At 71.4% G+C, this 23,411-nt stretch carries 28 protein-coding genes; 15 read left to right on the top strand and 13 right to left on the bottom strand.

Going from position 1 to position 23,411, the window contains the following annotated elements; genetic code table 11:
- Positions 1–6: 6 nt before the first annotated feature.
- From JNB50_RS12760 to JNB50_RS12750, 3 genes are read right to left on the bottom strand one after another with little or no spacing between them, the layout of a single operon-like run.
- Positions 7–570: a YbhB/YbcL family Raf kinase inhibitor-like protein gene (locus JNB50_RS12760; RefSeq protein WP_208040517.1), complete on the bottom strand. Its 564-nt coding sequence runs from the start codon at positions 568–570 to the stop codon at positions 7–9.
- Between the two features lie 59 nt (positions 571–629).
- The gene (locus JNB50_RS12755) at positions 630–848 is read right to left on the bottom strand and encodes a hypothetical protein (RefSeq protein WP_208040516.1); all 219 of its coding nucleotides are present in this window, start codon (positions 846–848) and stop codon (positions 630–632) included.
- A gap of 52 nt (positions 849–900) precedes the next feature.
- Entirely contained in the window at positions 901–1,671 is a 771-nt protein-coding gene (locus tag JNB50_RS12750) for a CDP-alcohol phosphatidyltransferase family protein (protein ID WP_307794710.1), read from the bottom strand.
- Positions 1,672–1,779: 108 nt separating this feature from the next.
- Between JNB50_RS12750 and JNB50_RS12745 the strand changes: the two genes are divergently transcribed.
- The 7 genes from JNB50_RS12745 (at position 1,780) to JNB50_RS12715 (ending at position 8,403) form a co-directional block, all read left to right on the top strand.
- Positions 1,780–2,757, top strand: a complete 978-nt coding sequence (locus tag JNB50_RS12745) for a zinc-binding alcohol dehydrogenase (protein WP_208040515.1) — start codon at positions 1,780–1,782, stop codon at positions 2,755–2,757.
- Positions 2,757–3,155: a 6-carboxytetrahydropterin synthase gene (locus JNB50_RS12740; protein WP_208040514.1), complete on the top strand. Its 399-nt coding sequence runs from the start codon at positions 2,757–2,759 to the stop codon at positions 3,153–3,155. The genes JNB50_RS12745 and JNB50_RS12740 overlap by 1 nt, the downstream gene beginning before the upstream one ends.
- On the top strand, positions 3,128–4,237 hold the full coding sequence (locus JNB50_RS12735) for a glycosyltransferase family 4 protein (RefSeq protein WP_208040513.1): 1,110 nt from the start codon (positions 3,128–3,130) through the stop codon (positions 4,235–4,237). The genes JNB50_RS12740 and JNB50_RS12735 overlap by 28 nt, the downstream gene beginning before the upstream one ends.
- Positions 4,234–5,052, top strand: a complete 819-nt coding sequence (locus JNB50_RS12730) for an SAM-dependent methyltransferase (RefSeq protein WP_208040512.1) — start codon at positions 4,234–4,236, stop codon at positions 5,050–5,052. Before JNB50_RS12735 ends, JNB50_RS12730 begins: the two co-directional genes overlap by 4 nt.
- The gene (locus JNB50_RS12725) at positions 5,049–6,053 is read left to right on the top strand and encodes a lysylphosphatidylglycerol synthase domain-containing protein (RefSeq protein WP_208040511.1); all 1,005 of its coding nucleotides are present in this window, start codon (positions 5,049–5,051) and stop codon (positions 6,051–6,053) included. The genes JNB50_RS12730 and JNB50_RS12725 overlap by 4 nt, the downstream gene beginning before the upstream one ends.
- A complete protein-coding gene (locus JNB50_RS12720; protein WP_208040510.1) occupies positions 6,050–6,745 on the top strand; it encodes a dihydrofolate reductase family protein in 696 nt (231 codons plus the stop codon). The genes JNB50_RS12725 and JNB50_RS12720 overlap by 4 nt, the downstream gene beginning before the upstream one ends.
- Before the next feature lie 71 nt (positions 6,746–6,816).
- Entirely contained in the window at positions 6,817–8,403 is a 1,587-nt protein-coding gene (locus JNB50_RS12715; RefSeq protein WP_208040509.1) for a CDP-alcohol phosphatidyltransferase, read from the top strand.
- A gap of 22 nt (positions 8,404–8,425) precedes the next feature.
- Here JNB50_RS12715 and JNB50_RS12710 read toward each other — a convergent pair whose 3' ends face one another.
- On the bottom strand, positions 8,426–9,607 hold the full coding sequence (locus JNB50_RS12710; RefSeq protein ID WP_208040508.1) for an MFS transporter: 1,182 nt from the start codon (positions 9,605–9,607) through the stop codon (positions 8,426–8,428).
- Positions 9,608–9,705: 98 nt separating this feature from the next.
- Here JNB50_RS12710 and JNB50_RS12705 point away from each other — a divergent pair, with 98 nt between their 5' ends.
- Positions 9,706–10,122 carry a hypothetical protein gene (locus JNB50_RS12705; protein ID WP_208040507.1) on the top strand — a complete coding sequence of 139 codons (417 nt, stop codon included), beginning with the start codon at positions 9,706–9,708 and terminating at the stop codon, positions 10,120–10,122.
- Here JNB50_RS12705 and JNB50_RS12700 read toward each other — a convergent pair.
- Positions 10,097–11,302: an ABC transporter permease gene (locus JNB50_RS12700; RefSeq protein WP_243768451.1), complete on the bottom strand. Its 1,206-nt coding sequence runs from the start codon at positions 11,300–11,302 to the stop codon at positions 10,097–10,099. The two genes, JNB50_RS12705 and JNB50_RS12700, sit on opposite strands and share 26 nt — an antisense overlap.
- A gap of 173 nt (positions 11,303–11,475) precedes the next feature.
- Between JNB50_RS12700 and JNB50_RS12695 the strand changes: the two genes are divergently transcribed.
- Both JNB50_RS12695 and JNB50_RS12690 read left to right on the top strand, forming a co-directional pair.
- Positions 11,476–12,258, top strand: coding sequence for an alpha/beta fold hydrolase (locus JNB50_RS12695; protein ID WP_208040505.1), 783 nt, complete (start codon positions 11,476–11,478; stop codon positions 12,256–12,258).
- A 16-nt stretch (positions 12,259–12,274) separates the two neighbouring features.
- Positions 12,275–12,691 (top strand): hypothetical protein, encoded by a 417-nt coding sequence (locus tag JNB50_RS12690; RefSeq protein ID WP_208040504.1) that lies wholly within the window; start codon positions 12,275–12,277, stop codon positions 12,689–12,691.
- Here JNB50_RS12690 and JNB50_RS25780 read toward each other — a convergent pair.
- A complete protein-coding gene (locus JNB50_RS25780) occupies positions 12,682–13,368 on the bottom strand; it encodes a GNAT family N-acetyltransferase (protein ID WP_208040503.1) in 687 nt (228 codons plus the stop codon). The two genes, JNB50_RS12690 and JNB50_RS25780, sit on opposite strands and share 10 nt — an antisense overlap.
- Before the next feature lie 6 nt (positions 13,369–13,374).
- Positions 13,375–13,698, bottom strand: coding sequence for a hypothetical protein (locus tag JNB50_RS12680; protein ID WP_208040502.1), 324 nt, complete (start codon positions 13,696–13,698; stop codon positions 13,375–13,377).
- Between the two features lie 160 nt (positions 13,699–13,858).
- Between JNB50_RS12680 and JNB50_RS12675 the strand changes: the two genes are divergently transcribed.
- Together JNB50_RS12675 and JNB50_RS12670 are read left to right on the top strand one after the other, a co-directional pair.
- The gene (locus JNB50_RS12675; RefSeq protein ID WP_208040501.1) at positions 13,859–14,155 is read left to right on the top strand and encodes a hypothetical protein; all 297 of its coding nucleotides are present in this window, start codon (positions 13,859–13,861) and stop codon (positions 14,153–14,155) included.
- A gap of 77 nt (positions 14,156–14,232) precedes the next feature.
- Positions 14,233–14,769 carry a dihydrofolate reductase family protein gene (locus tag JNB50_RS12670; RefSeq protein WP_208040500.1) on the top strand — a complete coding sequence of 179 codons (537 nt, stop codon included), beginning with the start codon at positions 14,233–14,235 and terminating at the stop codon, positions 14,767–14,769.
- A gap of 23 nt (positions 14,770–14,792) precedes the next feature.
- On the opposite strand, the gene JNB50_RS12665 is transcribed toward JNB50_RS12670, so the two are convergent.
- Positions 14,793–15,797: a hypothetical protein gene (locus JNB50_RS12665; protein WP_208040499.1), complete on the bottom strand. Its 1,005-nt coding sequence runs from the start codon at positions 15,795–15,797 to the stop codon at positions 14,793–14,795.
- Positions 15,798–15,998: 201 nt separating this feature from the next.
- Here JNB50_RS12665 and JNB50_RS12660 point away from each other — a divergent pair, with 201 nt between their 5' ends.
- On the top strand, positions 15,999–16,208 hold the full coding sequence (locus JNB50_RS12660) for a hypothetical protein (RefSeq protein WP_208040498.1): 210 nt from the start codon (positions 15,999–16,001) through the stop codon (positions 16,206–16,208).
- Here JNB50_RS12660 and JNB50_RS12655 read toward each other — a convergent pair.
- The 3 genes from JNB50_RS12655 to JNB50_RS12645 all read right to left on the bottom strand — a co-directional run bounded on the left by JNB50_RS12655 (position 16,205) and on the right by JNB50_RS12645 (position 18,185).
- Positions 16,205–16,846 (bottom strand): helix-turn-helix domain-containing protein, encoded by a 642-nt coding sequence (locus tag JNB50_RS12655; protein ID WP_208040497.1) that lies wholly within the window; start codon positions 16,844–16,846, stop codon positions 16,205–16,207. The two genes, JNB50_RS12660 and JNB50_RS12655, sit on opposite strands and share 4 nt — an antisense overlap.
- A 5-nt stretch (positions 16,847–16,851) precedes the next feature.
- A complete protein-coding gene (locus JNB50_RS12650) occupies positions 16,852–17,289 on the bottom strand; it encodes a VOC family protein (protein ID WP_208040496.1) in 438 nt (145 codons plus the stop codon).
- 95 nt (positions 17,290–17,384) lie between these two features.
- Positions 17,385–18,185, bottom strand: coding sequence for a thioesterase family protein (locus JNB50_RS12645; protein WP_307794709.1), 801 nt, complete (start codon positions 18,183–18,185; stop codon positions 17,385–17,387).
- Between the two features lie 46 nt (positions 18,186–18,231).
- On the opposite strand from JNB50_RS12645, the gene JNB50_RS12640 reads away from it, so the two are divergent.
- Positions 18,232–18,369, top strand: a complete 138-nt coding sequence (locus JNB50_RS12640) for a hypothetical protein (RefSeq protein WP_208040495.1) — start codon at positions 18,232–18,234, stop codon at positions 18,367–18,369.
- Between the two features lie 18 nt (positions 18,370–18,387).
- On the opposite strand, the gene JNB50_RS12635 is transcribed toward JNB50_RS12640, so the two are convergent.
- Together JNB50_RS12635 and JNB50_RS12630 are read right to left on the bottom strand one after the other, a co-directional pair.
- A complete protein-coding gene (locus JNB50_RS12635) occupies positions 18,388–20,928 on the bottom strand; it encodes a polynucleotide kinase-phosphatase (protein WP_208040494.1) in 2,541 nt (846 codons plus the stop codon).
- Entirely contained in the window at positions 20,925–22,343 is a 1,419-nt protein-coding gene (locus JNB50_RS12630) for a 3' terminal RNA ribose 2'-O-methyltransferase Hen1 (protein WP_208040493.1), read from the bottom strand. The genes JNB50_RS12635 and JNB50_RS12630 overlap by 4 nt, the downstream gene beginning before the upstream one ends.
- Positions 22,344–22,607: 264 nt before the next feature.
- Between JNB50_RS12630 and JNB50_RS12625 the strand changes: the two genes are divergently transcribed.
- Entirely contained in the window at positions 22,608–23,342 is a 735-nt protein-coding gene (locus JNB50_RS12625; RefSeq protein ID WP_208040492.1) for a hypothetical protein, read from the top strand.
- The last annotated feature ends 69 nt before the right edge of the window (positions 23,343–23,411 follow it).

Below are 23,411 nucleotides of genomic sequence, written 5' to 3'. Positions count from 1 at the left end.
TCCCGCTCAGGGGTTCTCGTACGTGCCGTTGAGGCGCGCCCGGGCGATGACGTGGCCGTGCATCGCACGGGCGACGTCCTCCAGGCCGAACTGCGCGGGGAGGTCGAGCCGGCGATCCACGGCGAAGAGCTGGAAGACGTAGGTGTGCGGCCCGTGCGACGGCACCGGCATCGGGCCGTGCCAGCCGCGGGAGCCGAGCGAGCCGCGGCCGTACGTGACGCCTTCCGGCGGGGTGTGGCGGGCGAGCGCACCCTCGGGGAGGCCGCCGAGCGCCGGATCGATGCCCCGCGCGATGGTGTGAACGGCAGGCTCCCTGCGCGGGGCGTCGGGATCCTCGACGATCAGCACCAACTCCTCGGTCGCGACCGGCGGGGTCGTCCACGTGAGCGCCGGAGACAGATCCTGCCCGAACAGCCTCCCCTTGTACTGGTCGGGGATGGCAGCGCCGCCGTCGAAGGCAGGACTCGTCAGGGTGAACGACTCGGGTGCCCGCAGGCCGTCGCGCTCCCAGACGACCTTCTCGTGACCGGCTCGGCGGTCGCGCAGCGCGCGTCCGATGGGGTTCGGCATGGGGTGCGGCCTCTCGGTCGGGAGTGGCGGAGTGCTGGACCTACCGAATATACGTCGCGCTAGCCGATGTAGGAGGAATCCGGCCCGGTCTCCCCGGTGTTCTCACGGGGGAGATCGCGCAGCTCGCTGAGCTCGGCGACCGCGCTCTCGATCGCGTCGAGCGCGAGCCGCATCGGCTCGACCCACGCGTCGGCCGCGGCGGCGGTGGCACCCGCTGCTGCGGCGAGCTTCGCACGTGCGACGCGGATGGCCTCTTCCGCGGTCTCGAGATTGTCCATGTCCGTATTCTCGTCCGGCCGCTGCCGAGCGTCGAGGGGCACGCGAACGCCCCTATTCCTGGGTTTTGAGGGCGTTTGCGTGCCCTTCGGCGGACTCGGGCAGCGCGGGCGCGGGCGCGGCGCGCCGGTGGCGCGCGAGCCAGACGGTGTCCCGGGTGAAGGACTCGAGGAGGAGCGCGAGCGCCAGGGCGACCAGCAGGCTGTCGAGACCGGGCAGGAGGCCGCTCGCGGCGACGGCCAGCGCGATCCCCGCGTACGCGGTCACCACCTTGCGCCAGTACCGGTACGGCAGTCTCGCCCGCATCCACGGCAGCAGCCCGCCGGCCACGACGAACGCGTAGCGCAGCGCACCGATCGCGATCACCCAGAGCCCGAGCGCCGGCGCGACGTACACGCCGAGCACCAGCAGGAGGAACGCGTCGACCTCCATGTCGAAGCGGGCGCCGAGCTCGCTCGTCGACCCGGTGCGGCGCGCGACCCAGCCGTCCACCGCGTCCAGTGCCAGTGCGGGGATCACCAGGCCCACCAGCAGTGCCACCGGGATCGGGTCGGTGAACGACGCGACGACCAGCCCGGTGATCAGCCCGACCAGGCAGGAGCGCAGGGAGGTCACCACGTTCGCCGGCCCGAAGCGCTCCGATCCGCGGCGCCGGAGGCCGCGCACCAGCAGTGCGTTCGAGACCGCCAGGTAGGCGACGACGGCGATCCAACCCGAGGCCGGAAGCGGTATCCCCCACCAGGCAGGCGCGAGGACGCCGACGAGCAGCACCACCAGCGCACCCGACCCTGCCCAGCCGATCGCGGCGAGTTGAACCCTTTTCACGTGTGCCTCGTGTCTCGTCTGTGACGCGCCGCGCTGTCAACCCTTGTGTCGACCGGCCTTGTCTTAACACGCTGCACGTGGACGGATGGTTCAGGAAGGGGTGATGACGTGCTCGAAGCCACTGCGTTCTGGGTCGAGGAACCCGGGGTCGGCGCCTTGCGCCGCATCCCCCTCGCCGCGCCCGCTGACGGGGAGGTGCTCGTCCGCACCCGCTTCACGGGCGTCAGCCGGGGCACGGAGTCGACGGTCTTCGCCGGCCGCGTTCCCGCGAGCCAGCGCGCACTGATGAGGGCTCCGTTCCAGGAGGGCGACTTCCCCGGCCCGGTGAAGTACGGATACCTCAACGTCGGCGTCGTCGAGCAGGGACCTCCCGAGCTCAGCGGCCGGACGGTGTTCACGCTGTTCCCGCACCAGTCGGCGTTCGTGGTCCCATCCTCCGCCGTCGTCCCGGTGCCGGAGGGGGTGCCGCCGCGGCGCGCGGTGCTCGCGGGGGCGGTCGAGACGGCGGTGAACATCCTCTGGGACGCGGCGCCGCTCGTCGGCGACCGGATCACCGTCGTCGGCGCCGGGATGATCGGCTGCTGCGTCGCGCGGCTCGCCCGCGGCCTCCCCGGCGCCGACGTGACCCTGGTCGACGTCAAGCCCTCGCGGCGGAGGATCGCCGAAGCACTCGGCGTGCGCTTCAGCACGCCGGAGGCCGCGCCGCACGAACGCGACCTCGTCGTCGACACCAGCGGGTCGGAGGCCGGGCTGCGGCTCGCACTGCACACGGTCGTGACCGATGGCCAGGTCATCGAGGCGAGCTGGTACGGCGACCGCGACGTGAGCCTGCCGCTGGGCGAGGACTTCCACTCCCGCCGGCTCACCATCCGCTCCAGCCAGGTCGGCGTCGTGGCGCCGGCCCGGCGCGATCGCCGCAGCACGACGGACCGGCTCGCGCTGGCGCTCGACCTGCTGCGGGATCCGGCGTTCGACGAACTGCTGACCGGGGAGGCGCCGTGGCGGACGCTGCCCGACGTGCTCGCGCGGCTGTCCGCCGACCCGGGGGACGAGCTCTGCCACACGATCGACTGGAGGGATGCCTGATGCCGTACACGGTCACCGTGCGGGACCACCTGATGGTGGCGCACAGCTTCACCGGGGAGGTCTTCGGCCCCGCCCAGCGCCTGCACGGTGCGACGTTCGTCGTGGACGCGACCTTCGGCGCCGACGAGCTCGACGCGGACGGGCTGGTCGTCGACATCGGCCGGGCGACCGCCGCGCTCGCGGAGATCACCGGCGCGCTGACCTACCGCAACCTCGACGACGAACCGGAGTTCGCCGGCACGAACACGACGACGGAGGTGCTCTGCCGGGTGATCGCCGACCGGCTGGCGGCGCGCGCGGCGGCCGGCGAGCTCGGCCGCGCCACCGGGCTGACCTCCGTCTCCGTCACCCTGCACGAGTCGCACATCGCGTGGGCGAGCTACTCGAGGCCGCTGTGAACGGCGGGCAGGCGGTCTTCTTCGTCGTCCCCGACGCGATCGACGATCCCGACCGGGTCAGCGGCGGCAACCGCTACGACCAGCGCGTGCGCGACGGCCTCCGCGCCGACGGCCGGGACGTGCGGATGGTGCTCATCGGCGACCGTGGCGCGAGCAGCACCGCGGAGGCGCTCGCGCAGCTGCCCGATGACGCGCTCGTGCTGCTCGACGGGCTGCTCGCGGCAGGCGAACCGGAGGCCCTGACGGCGCACGGCGCGCGCCTGCGCCTCGTCGTCCTCGTGCACATGGTCGCCGACGCGCCCACCGACGGCCAGACGGCGGCCCTGCGTACAGCGCGCCGCATCATCGCCACCAGCAACTGGACCCGCTCCGAACTGCTGGAGCAGGACGCCGCCGATCCGCACCGCATCGTCGTCGCCCACCCGGGCACCGACCCGGCGCCCGCGACACTGCCCTCCCCCTCGGGAGGCCGGCTGCTGTGCGTCGCGACGGTCGCGCCGCACAAGGGCCAGGACCTCCTCGTGCGCGCCGTGATCGGCTTCGCCGACCGCGACGACTGGACGTGCACCATCGTCGGCTCACTGCACGTCGACCCCGACTTCGTGGCTGCGTTGCGAACAGAGCTCGACGCCGTCGGCCTGACCGACCGGGTGCGGTTCACGGGTGTGCTCACGGGTCCCGCACTGGAGGCGGCGTATGCCGACGCCGACCTGATGGTGCTGCCCTCCCGCACCGAGAGCTACGGGATGGCGGTCGCGGAGGCGCTCGCGCACGGCATCCCCGTTCTCGCGGCAGCGGTCGGCGGTCTCCCGGAGGCGATCGCCGTGCCGGCCGCCGCGGTGCTCGTGCCGCCCGACGACGCCTGGGCGCTGCGCGTCGTGCTGCAGCAGTGGTGGGCCGATCCCGCGCTGCGGAGCGCCAGGGCGGCCGCCGCGCTCGAGGCGCGCGCGGCCGGGCGGTCGTGGCGGACGACGACGTCGATCGTCGCCGCGACCCTCGACGCGGCGCTCGCGGAGGTCGGGCGGACCGGCGCGGGCGCCGGGCACTCGGACGCGGGCCGAACAGAGGCTGTGTCGTCATGAGCGAACTCCTGGAGGTCAGCGTCGACTGGCTCGCGCTGCGCGAGGCGGAGGACGCCCGCGCCCGTTCGGCCGCGCTCGCGGACACCGTACCGAGGCTGCTGGGCGCAGGGCCGCTCACAGTGCACGACCTCGGCAGCGGCACGGGTTCGATGATGCGCTGGCTCGCGCCGCGCCTCCCCGGGCCGCAGACCTGGGTGCTGCACGACTGGAACGCGAACCTCACCGCGCGCGCGTCGGAAGAGCAGCGCCCGCGCGACCGTTCGGGTCGGCCGGTCGCGCTCCGCTCACGCATCGGCGAGCTCGACCGGCTCGACGCCGGAGCGCTGCACGGGGCGTCGCTCGTGACCGCCTCCGCGCTGCTGGACGTGCTGACGGCGGCCGAGGCGCACGCGATCGTCGACGCATGCCTGGTGGCGAGGGCGCCCGTCCTCCTCTCGCTCAGCGTGACGGGCGACGTCGCGCTCACGCCGTGGGATCCGCGCGACATCCGATTCGCGCGCGCGTTCAACGCACACCAGCGCCGGGAGATCGCCGGCCGCCGGCTCCTCGGCCGCTACGGCGCCACCCTGGTCGGCGGGCTGTTCGGGATGGCCGGCTGGCACGTCCGCACAGCGCTCACGACCTGGCGGCTCGACCGGCGGCAGCCGCTCCTGCTGCAGGAGTGGTTCGACGGCTGGACCGGCGCAGCGCTCGAGCAGGACCCCCGACTGCTCCGCGAAGCGGCAGGCTACCGCGAGCTGCGCTGGGCGCAGCGGTCGCGCGGGGAGCTCGCGGCCACCGTCTACCACCTCGATCTCTTGGCGTGGCCGCGATGACTCTGCACGCGGTCGAGAGCCCTCATGCCACCGAGAGCACCACCGGGCCGGCGGTCCGCCTCCGCCGGCTGGTCGCCTCCCGTCGGGCACGCGTCGTCGCACGAACCATCGTGGGCGTCGCCGTGCTCGTCGCGATCGTCGCGCGGGTCGGCGCCGGACCGTTCCTGCACGGCCTCCTCAGTCTCGACGCCTCGGCCGTGGCCGCGTCGCTGGCGCTCTTCGCCGTCGCGACCGCGGCGGCCGCGTGGCGCTGGACGCTCATCGCCCGGCGGCTCGGCGCCTCCCTGCGCTGGAGCACCGCCGTCGCGATGTACTACCGATCCCAGCTGGTCAACACGGTGCTGCCGGGCGGCGTGATCGGCGACGTGCAGCGAGCGGTCGACCACGGCCACGCGTCCTCTCGAGCCGGGGGCGCGGGGGTCGGCGCTGCGGCCCGCGCCGTCGCGATCGAGCGCATCCTGGGTCAGAGCGTCCAGGTCGTGCTCTCGGTCGCCGTTCTCGCGGTGGTCGGCGGCGAGTACGAGGGTGTGCTGCTCCCCACGGCCGGGATCGCACTCGTCGCGGTCGCGGTCGCCTGCGTCGCCGTGGCGCTCGGCAGCAGGAGGGTCCGCGGCCTCCTCCGTCGGGAGGTCGGCGAACTCCGCGCCGGGCTCGGCTCGCTGCGGGTCGGCGTGCAGGCCGTCGTCGCCTCCGTCGTCGTCTTCGGCTGCCACCTCGCGATCTTCGCTATCGCGGCGATCGCCGTCGGAGCGTCCGTGCCGCCCGGCCGCCTGCTCGCTCTCGCGATGGTCGTTCTGCTCGCCGCCTCCCTCCCTGTCAACGTCGGCGGCTGGGGACCGCGCGAGGGCGTCGCCGGCTGGGCGTTCGCGGTCGCCGGGCTCGGGATGGCGACGGGAGTGTCGGCCGCCGCGCTCTACGGAATCCTCGCCTTCGTCGCCGTCCTGCCCGGCGCGATCGTCGCACTTCCGTCTTCCGTCGTCCGGAGGAGACTGCGGTCATGAACGGCCTGCCGTACGTCACCCTCAGCTGCTGCGTCTCCCTCGACGGCTACCTCGACACCGCGCGGCCTCCCAAGCTCGCGCTGTCGAACGACGCGGACTTCGACCGGGTGGACGAAGTGCGCGCCCAGAACGACGTCATCCTGGTCGGCGCGCGGACCGTGCGGCGCGACGATCCGCGCCTCCTGGTCCGCAGCAGCGAACGGCAGGATCGGCGGGAGGCCGCAGGGAGGTCGCGCACACCGTGGAAGGCGACCGTCACCGTGTCGGGCGACCTGGACCCCTCGGCTCGGTTCTTCACCCTGGGCGACACCACGAAGCTCGTCTACACCCCGCGCTGTGCGGCAGACGGCCTCCGTCGGCGGGTCGGCGACCGGGCGACCGTCGTCGGGCTCGACGACGATGTCCGGATGGCCGACCTCCTCGCCGACCTCGGCTCCCGCGGCGTCGAGCGGCTCATGGTGGAGGGCGGCGGAACGACGCTCACCGAGTTCCTCGCCGCCGACCTCGTGGACGAGCTGCAGGTCGCGATCGCACCGTTCTTCGTCGGCGACCCGGCGGCGCCCCGGTTCGTCGGCCCTGCGGACTTCCCCTGGACCAGCGACCGGAGGGCCCGGCTCGCGGAGGCGCGACCGGTCGGGGACGTCGTGTTGCTGCGCTACGCGCTCTCCGAGCGGTTCGGCGAAGCGCGATGATCCGCCGGACGGGTTCCCGACCCCGCAGCAGCCCGACGCGGCGTGCAGGCTCGCGGGTGTGGTCGGCCGTTGTGACGGTGCTCAGCGCCGTGACGGTGTTCGTCGCCGCCGTCGCGCCGGGGGTGATCGACTCGGGCTCGCCGCTCGCTCTCGCCCGCCTGCCGATCGAGTGCCTGCTCGCACTGGTGGCGCTGATCCTGCTGCCGTGGCGGTGGGCGCGCCGCGCCGTGGCGATCCTCGCGGCCGTGCTCCTCGTGGCGGCGGCGATCCTCGCCACGCTCGACCGCGTCTTCCTCACGACCGTGGGGAGGCCGTTCGACGTCGTCGCCGGCTGGTCCGAGCTCGGGGACGGCTACGGCGTCGTGAGCGACTCCGCCGGCTCGCTCGGGGCGCTGGTCCTCCTCGTCCTCGTCGGCCTCCTGGTGGTCGCCGCGGTCGTCGCGATCGCGGCGTCCCTGCTGCACCTGGCCCGGGTGCTCGGCCGACGCCGGCGCGCCAGTCTGATCGGGGCGTCCGCGCTCACCGCCGGCTGGCTGGTGCTCGCGCTGGTGGGCGCGCAGCTCGTCGCGGGCGAGCCGGTCGCCGCGGCGGACTCGGTCGGCGCGGCGGCCTCCACCGTCCACCAGGTGGAGGTCGCCGCCCGCGACCGGGCCGTCTTCGACCGGTCGGCCGCGAGCGACCCGTACTCACGGCTGCCCGCCTCCGACCTCCTCACCGGTCTGAAGGGCAAGGACGTCATGGTGGTGTTCGTCGAGAGCTACGGGCAGGTCGCGGTGCAAGACACCTCGTTCGCTCCGGGGGTGGACGCCGTCCTCCGCCGTGGCGACACGGAGCTGGCCGCACACGGGTACGCGGAGCGCAGCGCCTTCCTGACCTCGTCGACGTTCGGCGGGATCAGCTGGCTCGCACACTCGACGCTGCAGACCGGGCTCTGGATCGACTCGCAGCAGAAGTACGACCAGGTCACGACCACCACGCGCTTCACGCTCAGCGACGCCTTCCGCAAGGCCGGCTGGCAGACGCTCAGCGACGTGCCGTCTGACACCCGGCCGTGGCCGATCGGGAGCTCGTTCTATCACTTCGGAAAGCAGCTGAACGCGCAGAACGTCGGCTACCGCGGCCCCACCTTCAGCTATGCCCGGGTACCCGACCAGTACACCTGGGCCTACCTCCAGAAGCACGAGCTCGGGGTGGCGCACACCCCGCTGATGGCCGAGATCGACCTCGTGTCGTCGCACACCCCGTGGACGCCGTTGCCGCGCCTGGTTCCGTGGGACGCCGTCGGCGACGGCTCCGTCTACGACCCGCAGCCCGCGGAGGGCCTCCCGCCGAGCGTGGTCTGGCAGAGCCCGCAGCACGTGCAGCAGCTGTACGGGCAGTCGATCGAGTACACGATGGGCGCGCTGTTCTCGTTCCTGACCACGTTCGACGACCCCAACCTTGTGCTCGTCGTGCTGGGGGATCACCAGCCGGCCACCGTCGTCAGCGGCATCGGTGCGAACCACCAAGTGCCGATCAGCATCATCTCGAAGGACCGGGCGGTGATCGACCGGATCGGCTCCTGGAACTGGCAGCCGGGGATGCTGCCGTCGCCGAGCGCGCCGGTGTGGAGGATGGACGCCTTCCGCGACCGGTTCCTGGCCGCGTACGGGCCGTGACCGCGGCCAGGCTCTGACGCGCCTACGGGTCTGCGGGGAACGACCCGCGAGCGACGAGCACCACCGCCAGGCCGGCGAGCACGAGCAGCGCGCCGGCGAACGGCAGCCAGCCGAGCCCCGGTCCGGCGAGTACGGCGGCACCCACGGCGGCGCCCGCGCCGATGCCGATGTTCGCCGTGGAGTTGATGAGCGCGCCGATCACCTCCGGTGTCGCCCCGCGCGTGCGGATCGCGGCCGTCTGGAACACCGACGCCACCCCGCCGAAGCCCGCGCCCCACAGCACGGCGGCGGCCAGGACGCCGGCGAGAGCGGGGAAAGCCAGACCCACCCCGACCAGTCCGAGCGTCACTGCGGTGAGCAGGATCAGCACGGTCGCGCGCGGCCGGCGATCGAGGGTGGCGGCGGCGAACCAGGTGCCGACCAGGCCGACCGCGCCCATCCCGAGCAGCACAGGCCCGATGGCCGCGGGCGCGAGGCCCGTCGCCAGCAGCAGCACCGACACGAAGGTGTAGACGGTGAACTGCCCGAGATACACCACGGCGTTGGCGGTCGACACGACGGCCAGCCGGGTGCGGCGCGCACCGACGCCCTCCCCTTTGTGCGCGGATCCGCCTCCCGGAACCGGGGGCAGCAGCACGGCGACGATCACGACGGCGAGCGCACACACCCCGGCGAGCACACCGAACGCGGCACGCCAGCCGAGGGCGGTGCCCAGCGAAGTCGAGACGGGCACGCCCAGCACGAACCCCGCCGAGGCGCCCGCCGTGACCAGCGCCAGCGCTCGACCCGTGAACGCCGTCGTCACGAGCCGGGAGGCGTAGCCGATGCTGACGGAGAAGAAGAGGGCGTGGGCGATCCCGCCGAACGCCCGGCCGGCCGCCAGCAGGGCGAAGTTCGGTGCGACGGCGACGACGGCGTTGCCCACCGTGTACGCGACGAGCGTGGCGACCAGCAGGCCCTTGCGCGAGAACCGCGCCGTCGAGAGTGTCAGCGGGACGGCCAGCACCGCGACCATGAACGCGTACACCGTGACGAGCAGGCCGGCGATCGAGTCGGACACGTGCATGTCATCGCCGATGGCCGGCAACAGACCGACCGGCAGCATCTCGGTCGTCACCGCGAGGAAGGTCGCCAGCGTCAGCGCGACCAGTCCGCCCGCGGCATCGCGAACCGTACCGGGGGTCCAGGCCGACGCAGAACGCATGGTTGCGATGCTAGACGCGATTGAACCCATCCCCGACTTCGTACGTGTTCCCGATGAGGCCTTCACTTGGGAGGCCCGGACCGGAAGCAGGAAACACCATGACCGAAAGCCGACAGGGTCCCCTGTGGCTCCTGCGCATCCTCAGCGCGATCGTGCTCGCCGTCACCGGCGGCATCCACCTGTTCCTCATCTTTGATGGCGTGGGCGGCCTGCTCGGCACGCTGTTCGTCCTGAACGGCATCGCGGGAATCGTGCTGGCGGTCGGGATGCTGGTGCTGCGCGGCACATGGCTGCGCGTTGCAACGATCCTCTCCTTGCTGTTCCTGATCGCAAGCCTGGCGGCGCTGCTCCTCGCCCTCACGGTCGGCCTGTTCGGCATCACAGAGGTGTGGAGCTTCACCCTCGTGCCCGAGACGGTCGTGATCGAGGCGATCGGGATCGTGGTGCTCGCGGTCACGTCGGGGGTTGCGATGCGGCGGGGGGAGCGGGTCAGCTTCGGCGGCGATGGGAGATGAAGTCCGAAAGGCGGAGTCGCCTGTCGTACTGGATGACCCCCCGCTGGAATGCGAAGACGGCGAGTCGGAGGATTATTGTTCCGACGATGAAGAGACCGCCAGCAATGGCGATTCCCGCCCAGGGAGTGAGGGCTCCCGTCGCGTTGAGAATCAACGCGGTCATCGGAGCTGTGAAGGGGAAGTAGCTGAGCACGAGGACGACCGGGCTGCCCGGGTCGAGGAGGATCGTCGTGATGAAGTAGATCGGGGCGATGGTGACGATCACGACTGCACTGAAGAACGGCGCCGCGTCCTTGGCAGATGGCATCGCCGCACCGGTCAACACGAGTAGTGCGGTCAGCGTCAGCAATCCCCCGAGGAGCAGGAGAAGTCCGACAGCGAGTCTGAGCGGATCGAAAGCGATCGCTCCGATGCCGAGCTCGTCGAGGGGGAGAGACGGTGATGCGATCAGGTAAATCGTGACACTCGCGACGATGAAGATGCCGATCTGGACCACGCCCACCAGAGCCAGCGCAAGGATCTTGCCGTGAATGAGCGCCCGGGCGGGCATGGACACCAGAAGCATCTCGCTGACGCGGTTCTCTCGTTCTTCGACGGTCGAGCTCAGCATCTGATTGCCCAGGAGTGCGACGGTGACCAAGAGCAGAAGGGCGAGGAGGCCCGGCAAGATCATCCCCCCGACTCCTCCGGCCGGATTGCCGTCAGTATAGGTCTGCACTGTCGTGCGAAGGTCTGCACGAACGAGAGCGACCGCGCGATCCGAGTCCAATGTGAGGTCGACGCTGGCTGAGAAGAGGCGCTGGGCGAGTTGCGAATAGACCGAGTTGGCCATGAGACCGCGGTCTGCGGCGATGATCGTCACCGCTTCGGTCGTGGGGTCGGACGGATAATCGAGGAAGGCCGCAAGCTGACCAGATCTCACACGGTCAGCCGCGTCCGCGCGCGCTGGCCTGCCTCCGAGTTCTGCCGCAGCCGACTCGGAGACGATGCCAGAGGAGTCGCTGTACTCGAATTCGATCGGCTCCGTCGCCGCAGGCCCATTCGAACCTGCCCACGACATGACGAGGATCACCGCCGCCATGACCGCGGGAAGAAGCAACGCGGCAATCCAGAACTGTGGCCGACGTACGGTGCGTGTGAACTCGAAACGCGCGACGACCCGGACATGGTCAACCCTCATGTGTAGCCGCCCCCCGAGAGATCGTCGATGACGACGCAATCACCGAACTGCGTACGAAAGCTCCGGACTGCGACTCGCATACCACTCCTGAAATTGTGCGTTTTATGTGGCTACAGATACTACTCGGTGTTTACATCGGGACACCCACAGACCGAGGACTACGATGGCCCGACATGGACGACCTCACGCTGACCCGGCCCGGTGCGACCCTCGCCTATGACAGCTCGGGCGACGGGCCGATCGTGGTGCAGGCGCACGGGTTGACCTCGAGCCGTGACGCGGAGCTGGAGCTGCTCGACGTTCGGGCGCTGGCGGACGAGGGGCACCGGCTGGTTCGTTACGACGCGGCGGGGCACGGGCGGTCCCCCGGTTCCGACGACCCGGAGCGCTATCGGTGGACAGTGCTCGCCGACGACCTGATCGCGTTGCTCGACGAGGTCGGCGCTGAGCAACCCGTCGATGCCATCGGTATCTCGATGGGAACGGGAACCATCCTGACGGCGGCTGTGCGGCATCCCGAACGCTTCCGTCGGCTCGTGCTCGGGCTCCCGCCGACGGCGTGGGACACCCGCCCGGCGCAGGCCGCCCTCTACCGGCAGATGGCGGACATCATCGAGACACGCGGGTGGGAGGGTCTGGCGGAGCTGCTGGCCGCCGGACCCGTGACGCTGCCGCCGGTGATGGCCGAGCGGGAGCTGACGCCGCGATTCGAGCTGCGGCCGGAGACTGCACCGACAGTGCTGCGCGGTGCCGCGCTCTCCGACCTCCCGACGCCGGACGAGCTCGTGACGCTCCGGATGCCGGTGCTGCTGCTGCCGTGGGCCGGCGACCCCGGCCACCCGCTGTCGACGGCCGAACGGCTGCACGAGCTGCTGCCCGACTCGGAACTGTTCGTCGCCGAGAACGCCGCCGACGCCGACACCTGGCCGCGGCGGATCGCCGCGTTCCTCCGCTGACGGGCCGATGAGGCCGATGGCCGTCCCCCGCTACGTCCGATTCCGCTCGCCCACTCCGAACGCTCGCGGCGTCCAGGTCGGCGTCTTCGCCCTGGCCAACGGGCTCGAGCACGTCGGCGCGTTCACACCGGAGGAGAGCGAACGGTGGAGGCGCGCCAATGCCTGGTTCGAGGCCGCCTATCCGGAGCCCACGTCGACCGAACCGCGTGTGTACGATCGCACGGCGAACCCGGGGGCGGTGGCCTGGTTCAGACGCACGGCCGTCGAACTGATCGAGATGACGACGCTCTACGCAGAACTGCTGGACGCCCATCGGGTGCCGTGGGAACGGGTCGAGACGGACGACCCGGGGCGCGTGATCTACGAGGACGCCGTCCAGGTGATCGCGGTACCGCACTCCGACCGTGCAGGCGCCGCAGCGTCTCACCGCTGAGGAAGCCGGATCCCGAGATTCCTGCCGTAGGGCTGTAGCCCCAGGCTCTCGGCGAGAGCGACCGAGGCCGCATTGTCCTCGCGGCAGCGCCAGCGGGCGATCCCGGCCTCCCGCAGCGCCGCGTTCAGGGCGACGGACGCCACGACCCGGCCGAGGCCGAGACCGCGGACTTCCGGAGCGACCAGGAGGCCGACATCCGTGTGGCCGCCGACCCACGCGCTCAGTGAGGACACGGCGACGAGAGTCTTTCCGTGCCAGAGCCCGAAGCGGACGATGTCGGGCTCGACGACGCCGGACTCCTCGACCTCCTCCGGGTCGACGCGCTCGACCATCCGCAGCACCTCGGCGTAATCGGGACGGGCCTCCTCGATGGTCGGCGCGACCCTCCCGCTCCCCAGATAGTGGGCGGCTGGGCCGAGAACCGTCGGAGAGGCATCGCCGAGCGCCTCCCGCCAGGCACCGGCGTGCAACGCGACGTCGAAGGAGATCTCCTCGACCTCCGGGCGTCGCCGGCTGGGCGCACGCACACGAACCGTTCCACCGAGACTCAGGACGTAGATCCCTGCTCCCGCGTCGTCGACGTAGGTCGTGTGTAGGCCGGGCCGTCGCAGGTCACGCGTCTCGACGCCGAAGACGCCCGCCCAGTACTCGTCGGCACGATCGGTCGGAGAGGTCACCCGGCCTCAGGAGTCCATCCCGACCGGAGGTTCGCCAACGAACTGGTGGGCCTCGGCGGCGAGTTCCGGCCAGTCCTCGGCGTCGGAGACGGCGATCCAGTCGCCCTTCGGCTCGGCCCGGCCGGCGGCGACGGCCGACGCCACACCCCGGCCGACGAGGTCGACGGCGCGCGCCCGCGGCAGGTCGGCGACGAGGGCGTCGCCGTCGAGGTACGCGAAGAGCCGCCCGCGCACGTGGAGGCCGGTGGCGGTCAGCGAGACGTCCAGGTCGGGATCGTTGAGCAGTTGGGTGGAGAGCAGGTCGAAGGCGACGTCGGGACGGTCGGTCATGGCGATCCTCACAATCGGGTCAGGCTCCTATCGAACCGGAATCGCCGCCGCACCGCTAGGTGCGATCCGTTCGTGGTGACGGCGTGTCGATTTCGGACGGGTCGGCACGTCGTAGGGGTGAACAGCTGCCGACCGGCGGCACCAGGCAAGGAGGACGACGATGACGAAATACGTTCTGCTGTACCAGGGAGGTACGGCACCCCAGAGCCCCGAAGAGGGCGAACAACTGACGAAGGCGTGGGTGGAGTGGTTCGGCAGAGCCGGTGACGCCATCCTCGACCGGGGCAACGCCTTCGGCGCATCGACCGCCGAAGGGGCCGACCTGCCCGCGAGCGGGGTCAACGGCTACTCGGTCGTCGAAGCGGACTCGGCCGCCGCGGTGGACGGGCTGCTTGTCGGGCATCCGCACCTGGCCTCCGGCGGACGGATCGAGATCCACGAGACCATCCAGATGTGAGCCGGCGGCGCGCGAGCCGGCGCGTGCTGTCGCCGCCGGCTCGCCGCGTAGTGTGGCTTCAGCCGAGGAGGTGCCCCATGCGGAAGATCGTGGTCTACGAGTTGCTCTCCCTCGACGGGGTGGCCGAGGATCCCGACGCGTTCATCGTCGACTGGGATGACGCGATGGACGCCGAGCTCGGCGCCGTGATCGCGCCGCAGGACGCCGTGATCCTGGGCCGCCGCAGTTACGACGAGTGGTCGCGGTTCTGGCCGACGAGCACGATCGAGCCGTTCGCGACGTTCATCAACGGGGTCGCGAAGCACGTCGTCACCTCGTCGCCCCTCGACGGGAACTGGGCCAACGCCTCGGCCGTCACGGGCGACCCCGTCGAGTTCGCCCGTCGGCTGAAGGCGGGCGAAGGCGGCGACATCGGCGTGCACGCCAGCATCTCGGTCGCGCGCGCCCTGCTGGCGGGCGGAGTGGTGGACGAGCTGCGTCTCGTGATCGCGCCCCGGATCGCCGGCTCCGGGCGCCGGCTGCTCGACGGCCTCCCGCCGATGCGGCTCACGACCGTCCGCAACCTCACCTCCGCGACCGGCCACCTCCTGGTCGACTACCGCGTCGAGCACTGAGGGGCGGCCGAGAGGATACGAGATCACCAGGCGCGGGAGAGCTGCGCGTGCATCGCGTCGACCATTGTCTCGACCGCGGGGCGCTCGAAGGTCTCTGTCATCAGCCTGAACCTGTTGAGGAGCAGTTCGGAATCCTCGGCTCTGCCGTCGCTGTGTCGCCCGACTTCTTCGACGTCCAGGAGCCCGAACCATTCGAGGGTCTTCCGTGCCTTCGAGAACGGATCGCGGTGGATGCCGTAGTGCTGCAGCCTGACGTCGCCGGGGACGGCGACGTACCGGCCGTCGATCAGGGCACCCTTCGCACACGCGATCATCAGCAGGAGGGCGATCTCGGAATCCTCCAGGACATGCACCCATCCCTGCTCGATGAAGCCGGACGGGAGGCTGAACGTGTCTCGGCCCCGTACCGGCACCCGGTACTCCTCCGACTCACCCACCGCCTCCGTTCCGCACTCGTTGAGGAGGACGAAATCATCGACCCGGTTTCTGCCGAGGTGTCCGCTCCCTCTGTCGACGAGGCCGGCTTCCTCCAGCCTCTCGAGAGCGCTCCAGACGCTGCGGGCGCGCTTGTCGCGTGCGGTCGAATAGCCATCGCGCCCCTTGGTGTCGATCGCCTCCGAGACGATCAGATCGGCCCACCCCGGTTCGCCTGCCGCGCCTTTGACGGTGAATCCCCAACGGTGCAGACGAGCGGGCTGTCCTTCCTTGCGGTTGGCTTGCACGCGCGCGAGCAGCATGAGGTGGAACCGCAGCGCCGCACCGCGACTCGTCCCGAGCCGGGTCGCCGGTGGCCGTTGCTCGCGGGGTGGAGCCTTGCGGTCGGAGGAATCGGCATCGGCGGGCTTCGCTCGGAAGGCGTATCCGTACCGCAGGACGAGTCCACCCGACGGAACCGTTCCGTCCAGTGCGTCGCGCGCGGCACGGACCTGCGCCGCGATTCCGGGTCGGCTGAGCCGAGCTGCGCGAGCCTCGAGCACCTGGCGCTCTTTGGCGGTGGGAGCACGCCCGGAGTTCGCTGCGACGGCCATCCGACCACCCTGTCTCTACGTTCTGAACTGAACGCCTTAACCGGCCAGCTACCTTCCTATCGGTTTCATATCGAGGATCGTATCTGGCCGGTTAAGGCGTCCGATCACTCTACTGGATTACTCCCGGCGGATGTGGATTACTTGTCGACACGAAGCCGCGGATTCGGCGGCTGAACGCAGACAACCCGGAGGTGAACGACCATGGCTGAGCCGGACGACGAGGCGGCGCAGGGCCGACAGCCCGGGATGTGGGCGGCCTTCTCGACCGTGGCCCGCGCAGGAACACGAGAAACCGCCCGGTTCATCGCGATCATCGCCGTGTACGGCGTGATGCTCGCGCTCGTCTCGTTCGCCGTCGGAAGCGCCGGCACGCTGGCCTCGGTCATCGCCGCGATCGCCGGCCGCCGCTAGGCGGCGAGGTGGAACGTGCTCGCGAAGCGCGCCAGGAGGTCGTCGGGCCCGCGGAGCACCTCCACGACACCCGTCTCGATGGCGCGCTCCGGGGCGAGCTCGCCCGAGATGAGCCGGTGGAGGCCGGGGCCGCTCGCGAACGCGAAGTCGACGGGCCCCTCCCCGCGCGTCACCGACAGGGTCTGGCCGTCCACCCGGATGAACAGGCCGCCCTCGCCGAAGCGCGCTCCGTACGCCGTCGAGGGCAACGTGGCGGCGACCTGCGGCTGGAACGCGGTGCGCAGCGAGATCGCCATCGAATCCGCTGTGACGATCTGCTCCTCCCGCGGATCCTCCATCGCCTTGAACCCCCAGGCGCCGAGCGCGAGCACGATCGGTTCGAGCTCCCGGCCGTAGGGCGTCAGCTCGTAGAGGATGATGCGGGAGCGCGGCGCCCGGCGGATGATGCCGGCCGCCTGCAGCTCCTTGAGCCGCGCCGCCAGGATGTTGCTCGGGATGCGGGGCAGTCCCGCGGCGAGCTCTCCGTAGCGGCGCGGCCCGACGAGCAGGTCTCGGACGATGAGCAGGGCCCAGCGCTCCCCCACCAGCTCCAGGCCGCGCGTGATCCCGTCGTATTGACCGTAGTCGCGCGCGACCATCGGCCTCAGGCCTGCTGCTTCATGTAGGCCTCAGGGCCCTGCTGCGCGGCGACCGGGTCCATCCAGCCGAACTCGAGGATGTTGCCGTCGGGGTCGGCCAGCTGGCGCTGGTACATGAAACCGTAGTCGGCGGCCGGGCGCTCCTCGACGCCGCCCGCGGCGACACCGGCGGCGACCGTCTTGTCGACGACCTCGCGGCTGTCGAGCATGATCGAGGTCGACGCCGACACGGTCTTGGAGGGTTCGCCGACCGGGCGGTCGGAGAACGTCGAGAAGAACTCGCGCGTGACGATCATGAAGTAGTTGTGGTCTTCGTCGACGACGACGCAGGCGGCGTTGTGGTCGGTGAAGAGCGGGTTGATGGTGAAGCCGACGGCCGTGTAGAACGCCTTGGCGCGCTCCAGGTCGGTCACCGGCAGGTTGACGAACATCATCGCGGTCATCGTGGTCTCCCTTGTCGTGGATCGCTGTTGATGGGACCCATACTTGCAAAAAACAAGTGGATCGTCAATACCCGGATTCGCGACGATGCCACGCCCTATTCGGTCAGCCGCCGCACGGTCAGCGCCTGCTCGGCGAACCCCACGGCGCCGTCGCGGTCGTGCAGCACCGAGTGGGTGATGCCGAGGCCGGTCGTGCCGAAGACGACCTCCGTGTCGAGCCCGAGCCAGCCCCCGCTCGGCGCCCGGTGCAGGTGGATGGTGAGGTCGACGTTCGGGAACATCCACCGGGTCGGGTGCTCGCGCACGGCGACGCCGTTCGCGGTGTCGACCAGGGTGATCCAGGCGGCGACCGGGTCGACCTCCTCGCCGTCGACGAGGGCGCAGTGCGTCGACAGCCACGCGATCCCCCGTCCGGCCTGCGGCGGCTGCACGGCACGCGAGTCGAGGGAGGCGACGTAGCCGCCGATCCAGTCGTCCGACATCGACCACGGCTCGGCGGTCTCCGGCGACGGCAGCGCGGCGGGCGCACCGCCGGCGACCTCCGCGGTGTCGAAAGCGGAGAGCAGCCAGGCACGGGCCCGCACCGCCGTGCGCCCGTGGATGACGACCGTCGCCTCGACCAGCTCGATGGTGCGGCCCGGCCGGATGGTCTGCACGGCGACCTGCACCTCGTCGAGGGCGAGGAAGCCGAGGATGTCGAAACTGATCCGCGCGAGCTGGAGCGCCGGGCCGCCCGAGCTCGCCGCGAAGCGCAGGATCTCGTGCGTGATCAGCCCGCCCAGCGGGCTGAAGTGCATCTCGTCGTCGGCCCACGCGCCGCCCGCGTGCCGGGTCGGCGCGTACCTCCCGTCGCCGAGGGGGACGAAGTAGGCATCGGGGGTCGTGTCAGCATCCACGACTCCAACCTAGGCGCAGTGAAGCGGAGGGGGAGAGACTGGGGGAATGAACAGAGAGAAGCGGCAGCGGGAGGCGGACGCCGAGGCGCGCGCGCAGGCGGCGGAGGCGATGGAGGCAACGGAGACGGACGACGATTTCGTCGACGCGGACGAGACGCAGGAGTCGGAGGAGGAGCCGAGGTAGGCGGGGCCGCCGACCCACTCACAACCGCGGGTCGACCGGCTCGGACTCCATCGCGAGCACCGCGAAGACCGCCTCGTGCACCCGCCACAGCGGCTCGCGCTCCACGAACCGGTGCAGCGACTCGAGGCCGAGGGCGTACTCGCGCAGCGCCATCGACCGCTTGTGGCCGACGTTGCGGTCGCGCAGCCGCTCCAGGTTCGACTCTTCGGTGTACTCCGGTCCGTAGATGATGCGCAGGTACTCGCGTCCGCGCACCTTGATGCCCGGCTGAGCCAGCCCGCGCTCGTTCCGCACGAGTCCGGCGGCCGGCTTGACGACCATCCCCTCGCCGCCGGCGTCGGTGAGCGCCGACCACCAGGCGACCGCGGCGTCGACCGAGGCGGGCTCGTCCAGGTCGATGGCGATGCGCCGCGTCTCGCGGACCAGCTCCGGGTCGGCCTCCACCAGTCGGTCGGCGAGCGCGAGGTGCCACGCATGCTCGCGCTCGGCGTAGACGGCGCCCTCGCCCGCGAGCACCTGGAACGGCGCGAGCTGCACGCCGTCGATGCCGTCCGTGCGCCGCACATACCGGCCGTACGCTTCGGTGTACAGGGTGGCATCGGCCTCCCGCCGACGGGTTCGGTCGAGGATCGACGCGACGTCGAGTCCGCGCGCGGCCGCCTGCTCCAGCGTCGCCAACGCGGCGGGAAGCGCCGAGGAGGCGGCGGCACCGACGGCGGCGTACTGCTCGCGGATGAGCGCTCCGGCTTTCAGCGACCAGGGCAGGATCTCGCCGTCGAACAGCAGCCAGTCGGTCTCCAGCTCGTCCCACAGCTCGGCGCGGGAGACCGCATCGTGCAGGCGCGACAGAAAGAGGGCCTCGTCGGCGGCGCTGGGGAAGAACCGGCGCCCGGTGCGGGTGTGGACGAGTCCGGGCCAGTCGGGCGCCGCGCCGAAGCGGCCCCCGTCGCGCGTCACGAGTGTGACGGCGCGCGAGCCCATGTGCTTCTCCTCGGCGAGGAGGCTCGTCACTCCGCTCTTCCGGTAGGCGGCGAACGCTTCGTCGGGGTGCTCCAGCAGCCCGGGCCGGGAGGAGGGCGCGGGAGGCGACATCGTCGGCGGCAGGTAGAGCAGCCGGCGGGGATCCACTGCCCACCTGCTCATCGTCTCCAGCGCCCCGAGGGCGAACTCCGGGCGCAGCCGGATCTTTCCCGCGGTGCGCGTCTCCACGATCGGCGTGTCCAGGACGTCGTCGATCCGGAGGACGTCGTCCTCGCGCTCGGCTGACGTGTCGACGGCGAGCGCGAACGGTCGCGCCGGCTCGCTCCAGACCTGCTCGGCCGGCACGGAGACGAGCTCGTTCTCCGGGTACCGCAGCGCGGTCAGCGCGCCGCCGAAGACGCACCCGGTGTCCAGGCACAGGGTGTTGTTCACCCACTCGGCGCGCGGGACCGGCGTGTGCCCGTAGAGGACGGTCGCCGCCCCGCGGTAGTCGCGCGCCCAGTCGAGGCGCACCGGGAGGCCGTACTCGTCCTTCTCTCCGGTGACGTCTCCGTAGAGTGCGAACGCGCGCACCCGGCCCGACGCACGCCCGTGGTACTGCTCGGGGAGACCGGCGTGCGCGACGACGAGCCTGCCGTCGTCGAACACGAAGTGCGCGACCAGCTCGCGGCAGAACCGCTGCACCTCGTCGCGGAACTCCGGCGTCTCCGCCGCCAGCTGCGCGAGCGACACCTCCAGGCCGTGCGCCACCGTGACCTTGTCGCCGTGCAGCGCACGCGCGAGCTTGTCTTCATGGTTGCCGGCGACCGCGACGGCGTGACCGGCGCCGACCATCCCCATCACCAGTCGCAGGACACCAGGGGTGTCGGGCCCGCGGTCCACCAGGTCGCCCAGGAAGAGCGCGCGGCGGCCCTCCGGGTGCACCGCGTCGATCGGCCTGCCCTGGGCGTCGCACAGCAGGTCGTAGCCCAGCCTGCCGAGCAGCGCCTCCAGCTCGGACCGGCAGCCGTGCACGTCGCCGATGACGTCGAACGGCCCGCGGTCGTCGGTGCGGTCGTTGAGCAGGCGGGTGCGGACGATGGTGGCCGCGTCGATCTCGGCCTGGTCGCGGAGGATGTGCACCGTCCGGAAGCCCTCGCGGCGCAGCCCCGCCAGTCCCCTGCGCAGTTGCGTGGACTGCCGGCGGATGACCTCCGCTCCGAAGCCGCGGTCGTCGCGCGCCTCGGTGCGCTCGATGGCGACGCGTTCCGGCACATCGAGGACGATCGCGACGGGCAGCACGTCGTGCTCCTTGGCCAGCGCGACCATCGATTTGCGGGCCGCTGGCTGCACGTTCGTCGCGTCGATGACGGTGAGCAGGCCGTTCCGGAGCCGGATGCCTGCGACGTAGCGCAGGGCGTCGAAGGCGTCGCTCGTGGCGCTCTGGCTGTTCTCGTCGTTGGAGACCAGGCCGCGGAAGGCGTCGCTCGACAGCGTCTCCCACGGGCCGAACTTCTCGCGCGCGAACGTGGACTTGCCCGAGCCGCTGACGCCGACGAGCACGACGAGCGAGGCGGCGGGGACGGCGAGCTCGGTCATGCGGCGACCTCCCTGCGGAACAGTGCGAGCTGGGTCGGCGGCCCCAGCACGGGATCGGGCTCCCCGACCGCGCGGAACTCCACCCGGTAGCCGTAGCGGTCGGCGACCGCGCCCGCCCACGCGGCGAGCTCCGCCCGCGTCCACTCGAAGCGGTGGTCGGGATGGCGGAACGCTCCGGCCGCCAGCGCCGGATACCGGGAGTTGTACTCGGCGTTCGGCGTGGTGAGGACGACGGCCGCCGGCTTCGCCAGACCGAACACCGACCGTGCGACAGCGTCCAGGCGCTCCGGCTCGATGTGCTCGACGACCTCCATCAGCACGATCGCGTCGAGTCCGGCGATGCGGTCGTCCTGATACGTGACGGACGAGGGATGCAGGGTGATGCGCTCGCGCTGGGCGTCGCTGCGCTCAGCGAGGTCGAGCCTCCTGGCCGCGGTCTCGAGGGCGGCCGGCGAGACGTCGGTCCCGATGATCCTGGTGTACCGCGGGTCGACCGCGAGACGGGAGAGGAGGGCGCCGGGACCGCACCCCACATCCGCGACCGAGCGCGCACCGACGTCCTCGAGTGCGGCGAGGACGGCGTCGGCGCGCAGCCGGTTGAGCGGACGCGCGGCTTCCTCGACAGTGCCGACCTCCCCCTCCACGCCCGGCTCGGCGCCTGACCCCGCCGCCGTGTCCTGGTCGAGCTCGGCCAGTCGCTCGGTCGCGGCAGCGACATACTCGCGCTGGTGCACGAGGTACCTCCGCGAGATCAGCTCGCGCTCGGGATGCTGCGGCAGCCAGCCCTCGCCCGCGCGCAGGAGCTTGTCCACCTCGGCATCGGCCACCCAGTAGTGCTTGGCGTCGTCGAGCACCGGGAGGAGGACGTAGAGCTGTCGCAGCGCCTCGCCGAGTCGCAGCGAACCGTGCAGGGTGATCGACGCGTACGGCGACGGTCCCCACTCGGGGAACCGCTCGTCGAGGAGCCCCGTCGACTCCTCCAGCTGCCAGCCGAGCGGCTCGAAGAGGCGGCGAGGGAGGTCGGCACCACCGCGCAACGGCACGGCGTGGAGCCCGATCCGCAGATCGAGCGGCGAGGCCGCGAGCTCCGGCCGCGCGTCGCTGCGGCCGGTCATCGCGGTCCGGAAGACCGAGCCGAGGGCGACCGCGAGCATCGACCCGGATGCGTACGGCCGATCGTTGACGTAGTGCCCGAGCGTCGCCGCGTCCCCGCGGAACCGCGTGCTGCGAACCAGCCCGATCGGGTCCACCTCCAGCAGCAGGGCGGCCGTGCAGCTGTGCTCGTCGAGCTCCGGATAGAACACGTGCGCCTGCCCGACGGCGAGGTCGAAGTCATGGACGCGGTCGGGGTGCTTGTGCAGGAGGTACCCGAGGTCGGCCGGGTCGGCACCGCGGTAGGACACGGTCAACAGCATGCGGAGTCCCCCTCCCCTCGTCGTCCGGAACGCGCCGTCCGGCCCCTCGTCGTCCGGCCCCTCGTCGTCCGGACACCGGCGAGCTGGACTGACTCGACGATCGGACGGCGGGAGCAGCCTAGCCCACCTTCGCCTCCACCACTCGACGGACCCCACCACGCGCGATACCCGTCCCGAACGCTCCCTTTACGAGACCCGAACATTCGGGAGCGACGCTGAGGGAGGCCGGAACGACTCCGGCACCCACCTCAGAACGGGAGAATCATGCCAGCACGCATCACCGGCCTCGTCGTCGCCGCTGCCGCCGGAATCACCGGACTCGCCCTGATCGGCACGCCCGCCTTCGCGGACACCACGTCGACGCCGACACCGAACCCGAGCGCGAAGGCGCACGCGCCCCGAACACTCGCGGAGATCCAGGCGGCCGGCGCGAAGGCGACCGGCGACCGCGAGACGAAGCTCAGTGCCGCGATCACGAAGGTGACCGCCGACACATCGCTCACCTCCGGCGACCGCTCCACCATCCTCGGCACGCTCAACGCCGACCTCGCAGCGATGAAGGCGTCGGCCTCCGCCATCGCCGGCGACACCACCACGACGCAGGCCGAGGCCGACCTGAAAGCGGTCTACTCGAAGTACCGCGTCTATGCCGTCGCCCTCCCCCAGGCCAGGCTCGCCTCCGAGGCCGACCGCTTGACCGGGACCACCCTCCCGAAGCTTACGAAGGAGCAGTCGACGCTGGCAGGCCTGCTCTCCGGCACCGACAAGGCGAAGTCGACCGCCGCGCTGCAGGCCGACCTGAGCGACCTGAGCACGCAGATCGCGACGGCCTCCCACGACGCGACCGGGCAGGCGTCGGCGGCCCTCGCGGTCACGCCCGCCGCCTACGATTCGAACCACTCCGCCCTGTCGTCCGTGAAGTCGTCGCTGCAGTCGGCGCGGGCGGCCGCCAAGAAGGCAGAGGCGGACGCGAAGGCGATCCGGCAGGCGTTGAAGTAGCGGGGCGGGGTCGCGGCGGACCCCGGCCTGGAGACGGCGGCAGCGGGGCACTAGGGGACGCCCGCTGCC

The organism is Leifsonia sp. TF02-11 (assembly GCF_017565305.1).
Taxonomy (GTDB): Bacteria; Actinomycetota; Actinomycetes; order Actinomycetales; family Microbacteriaceae; genus Leifsonia.
The sequence above is the reverse complement of the archived record's forward strand: the minus strand, read 5'-3'. Positions and strand labels throughout refer to the sequence as shown.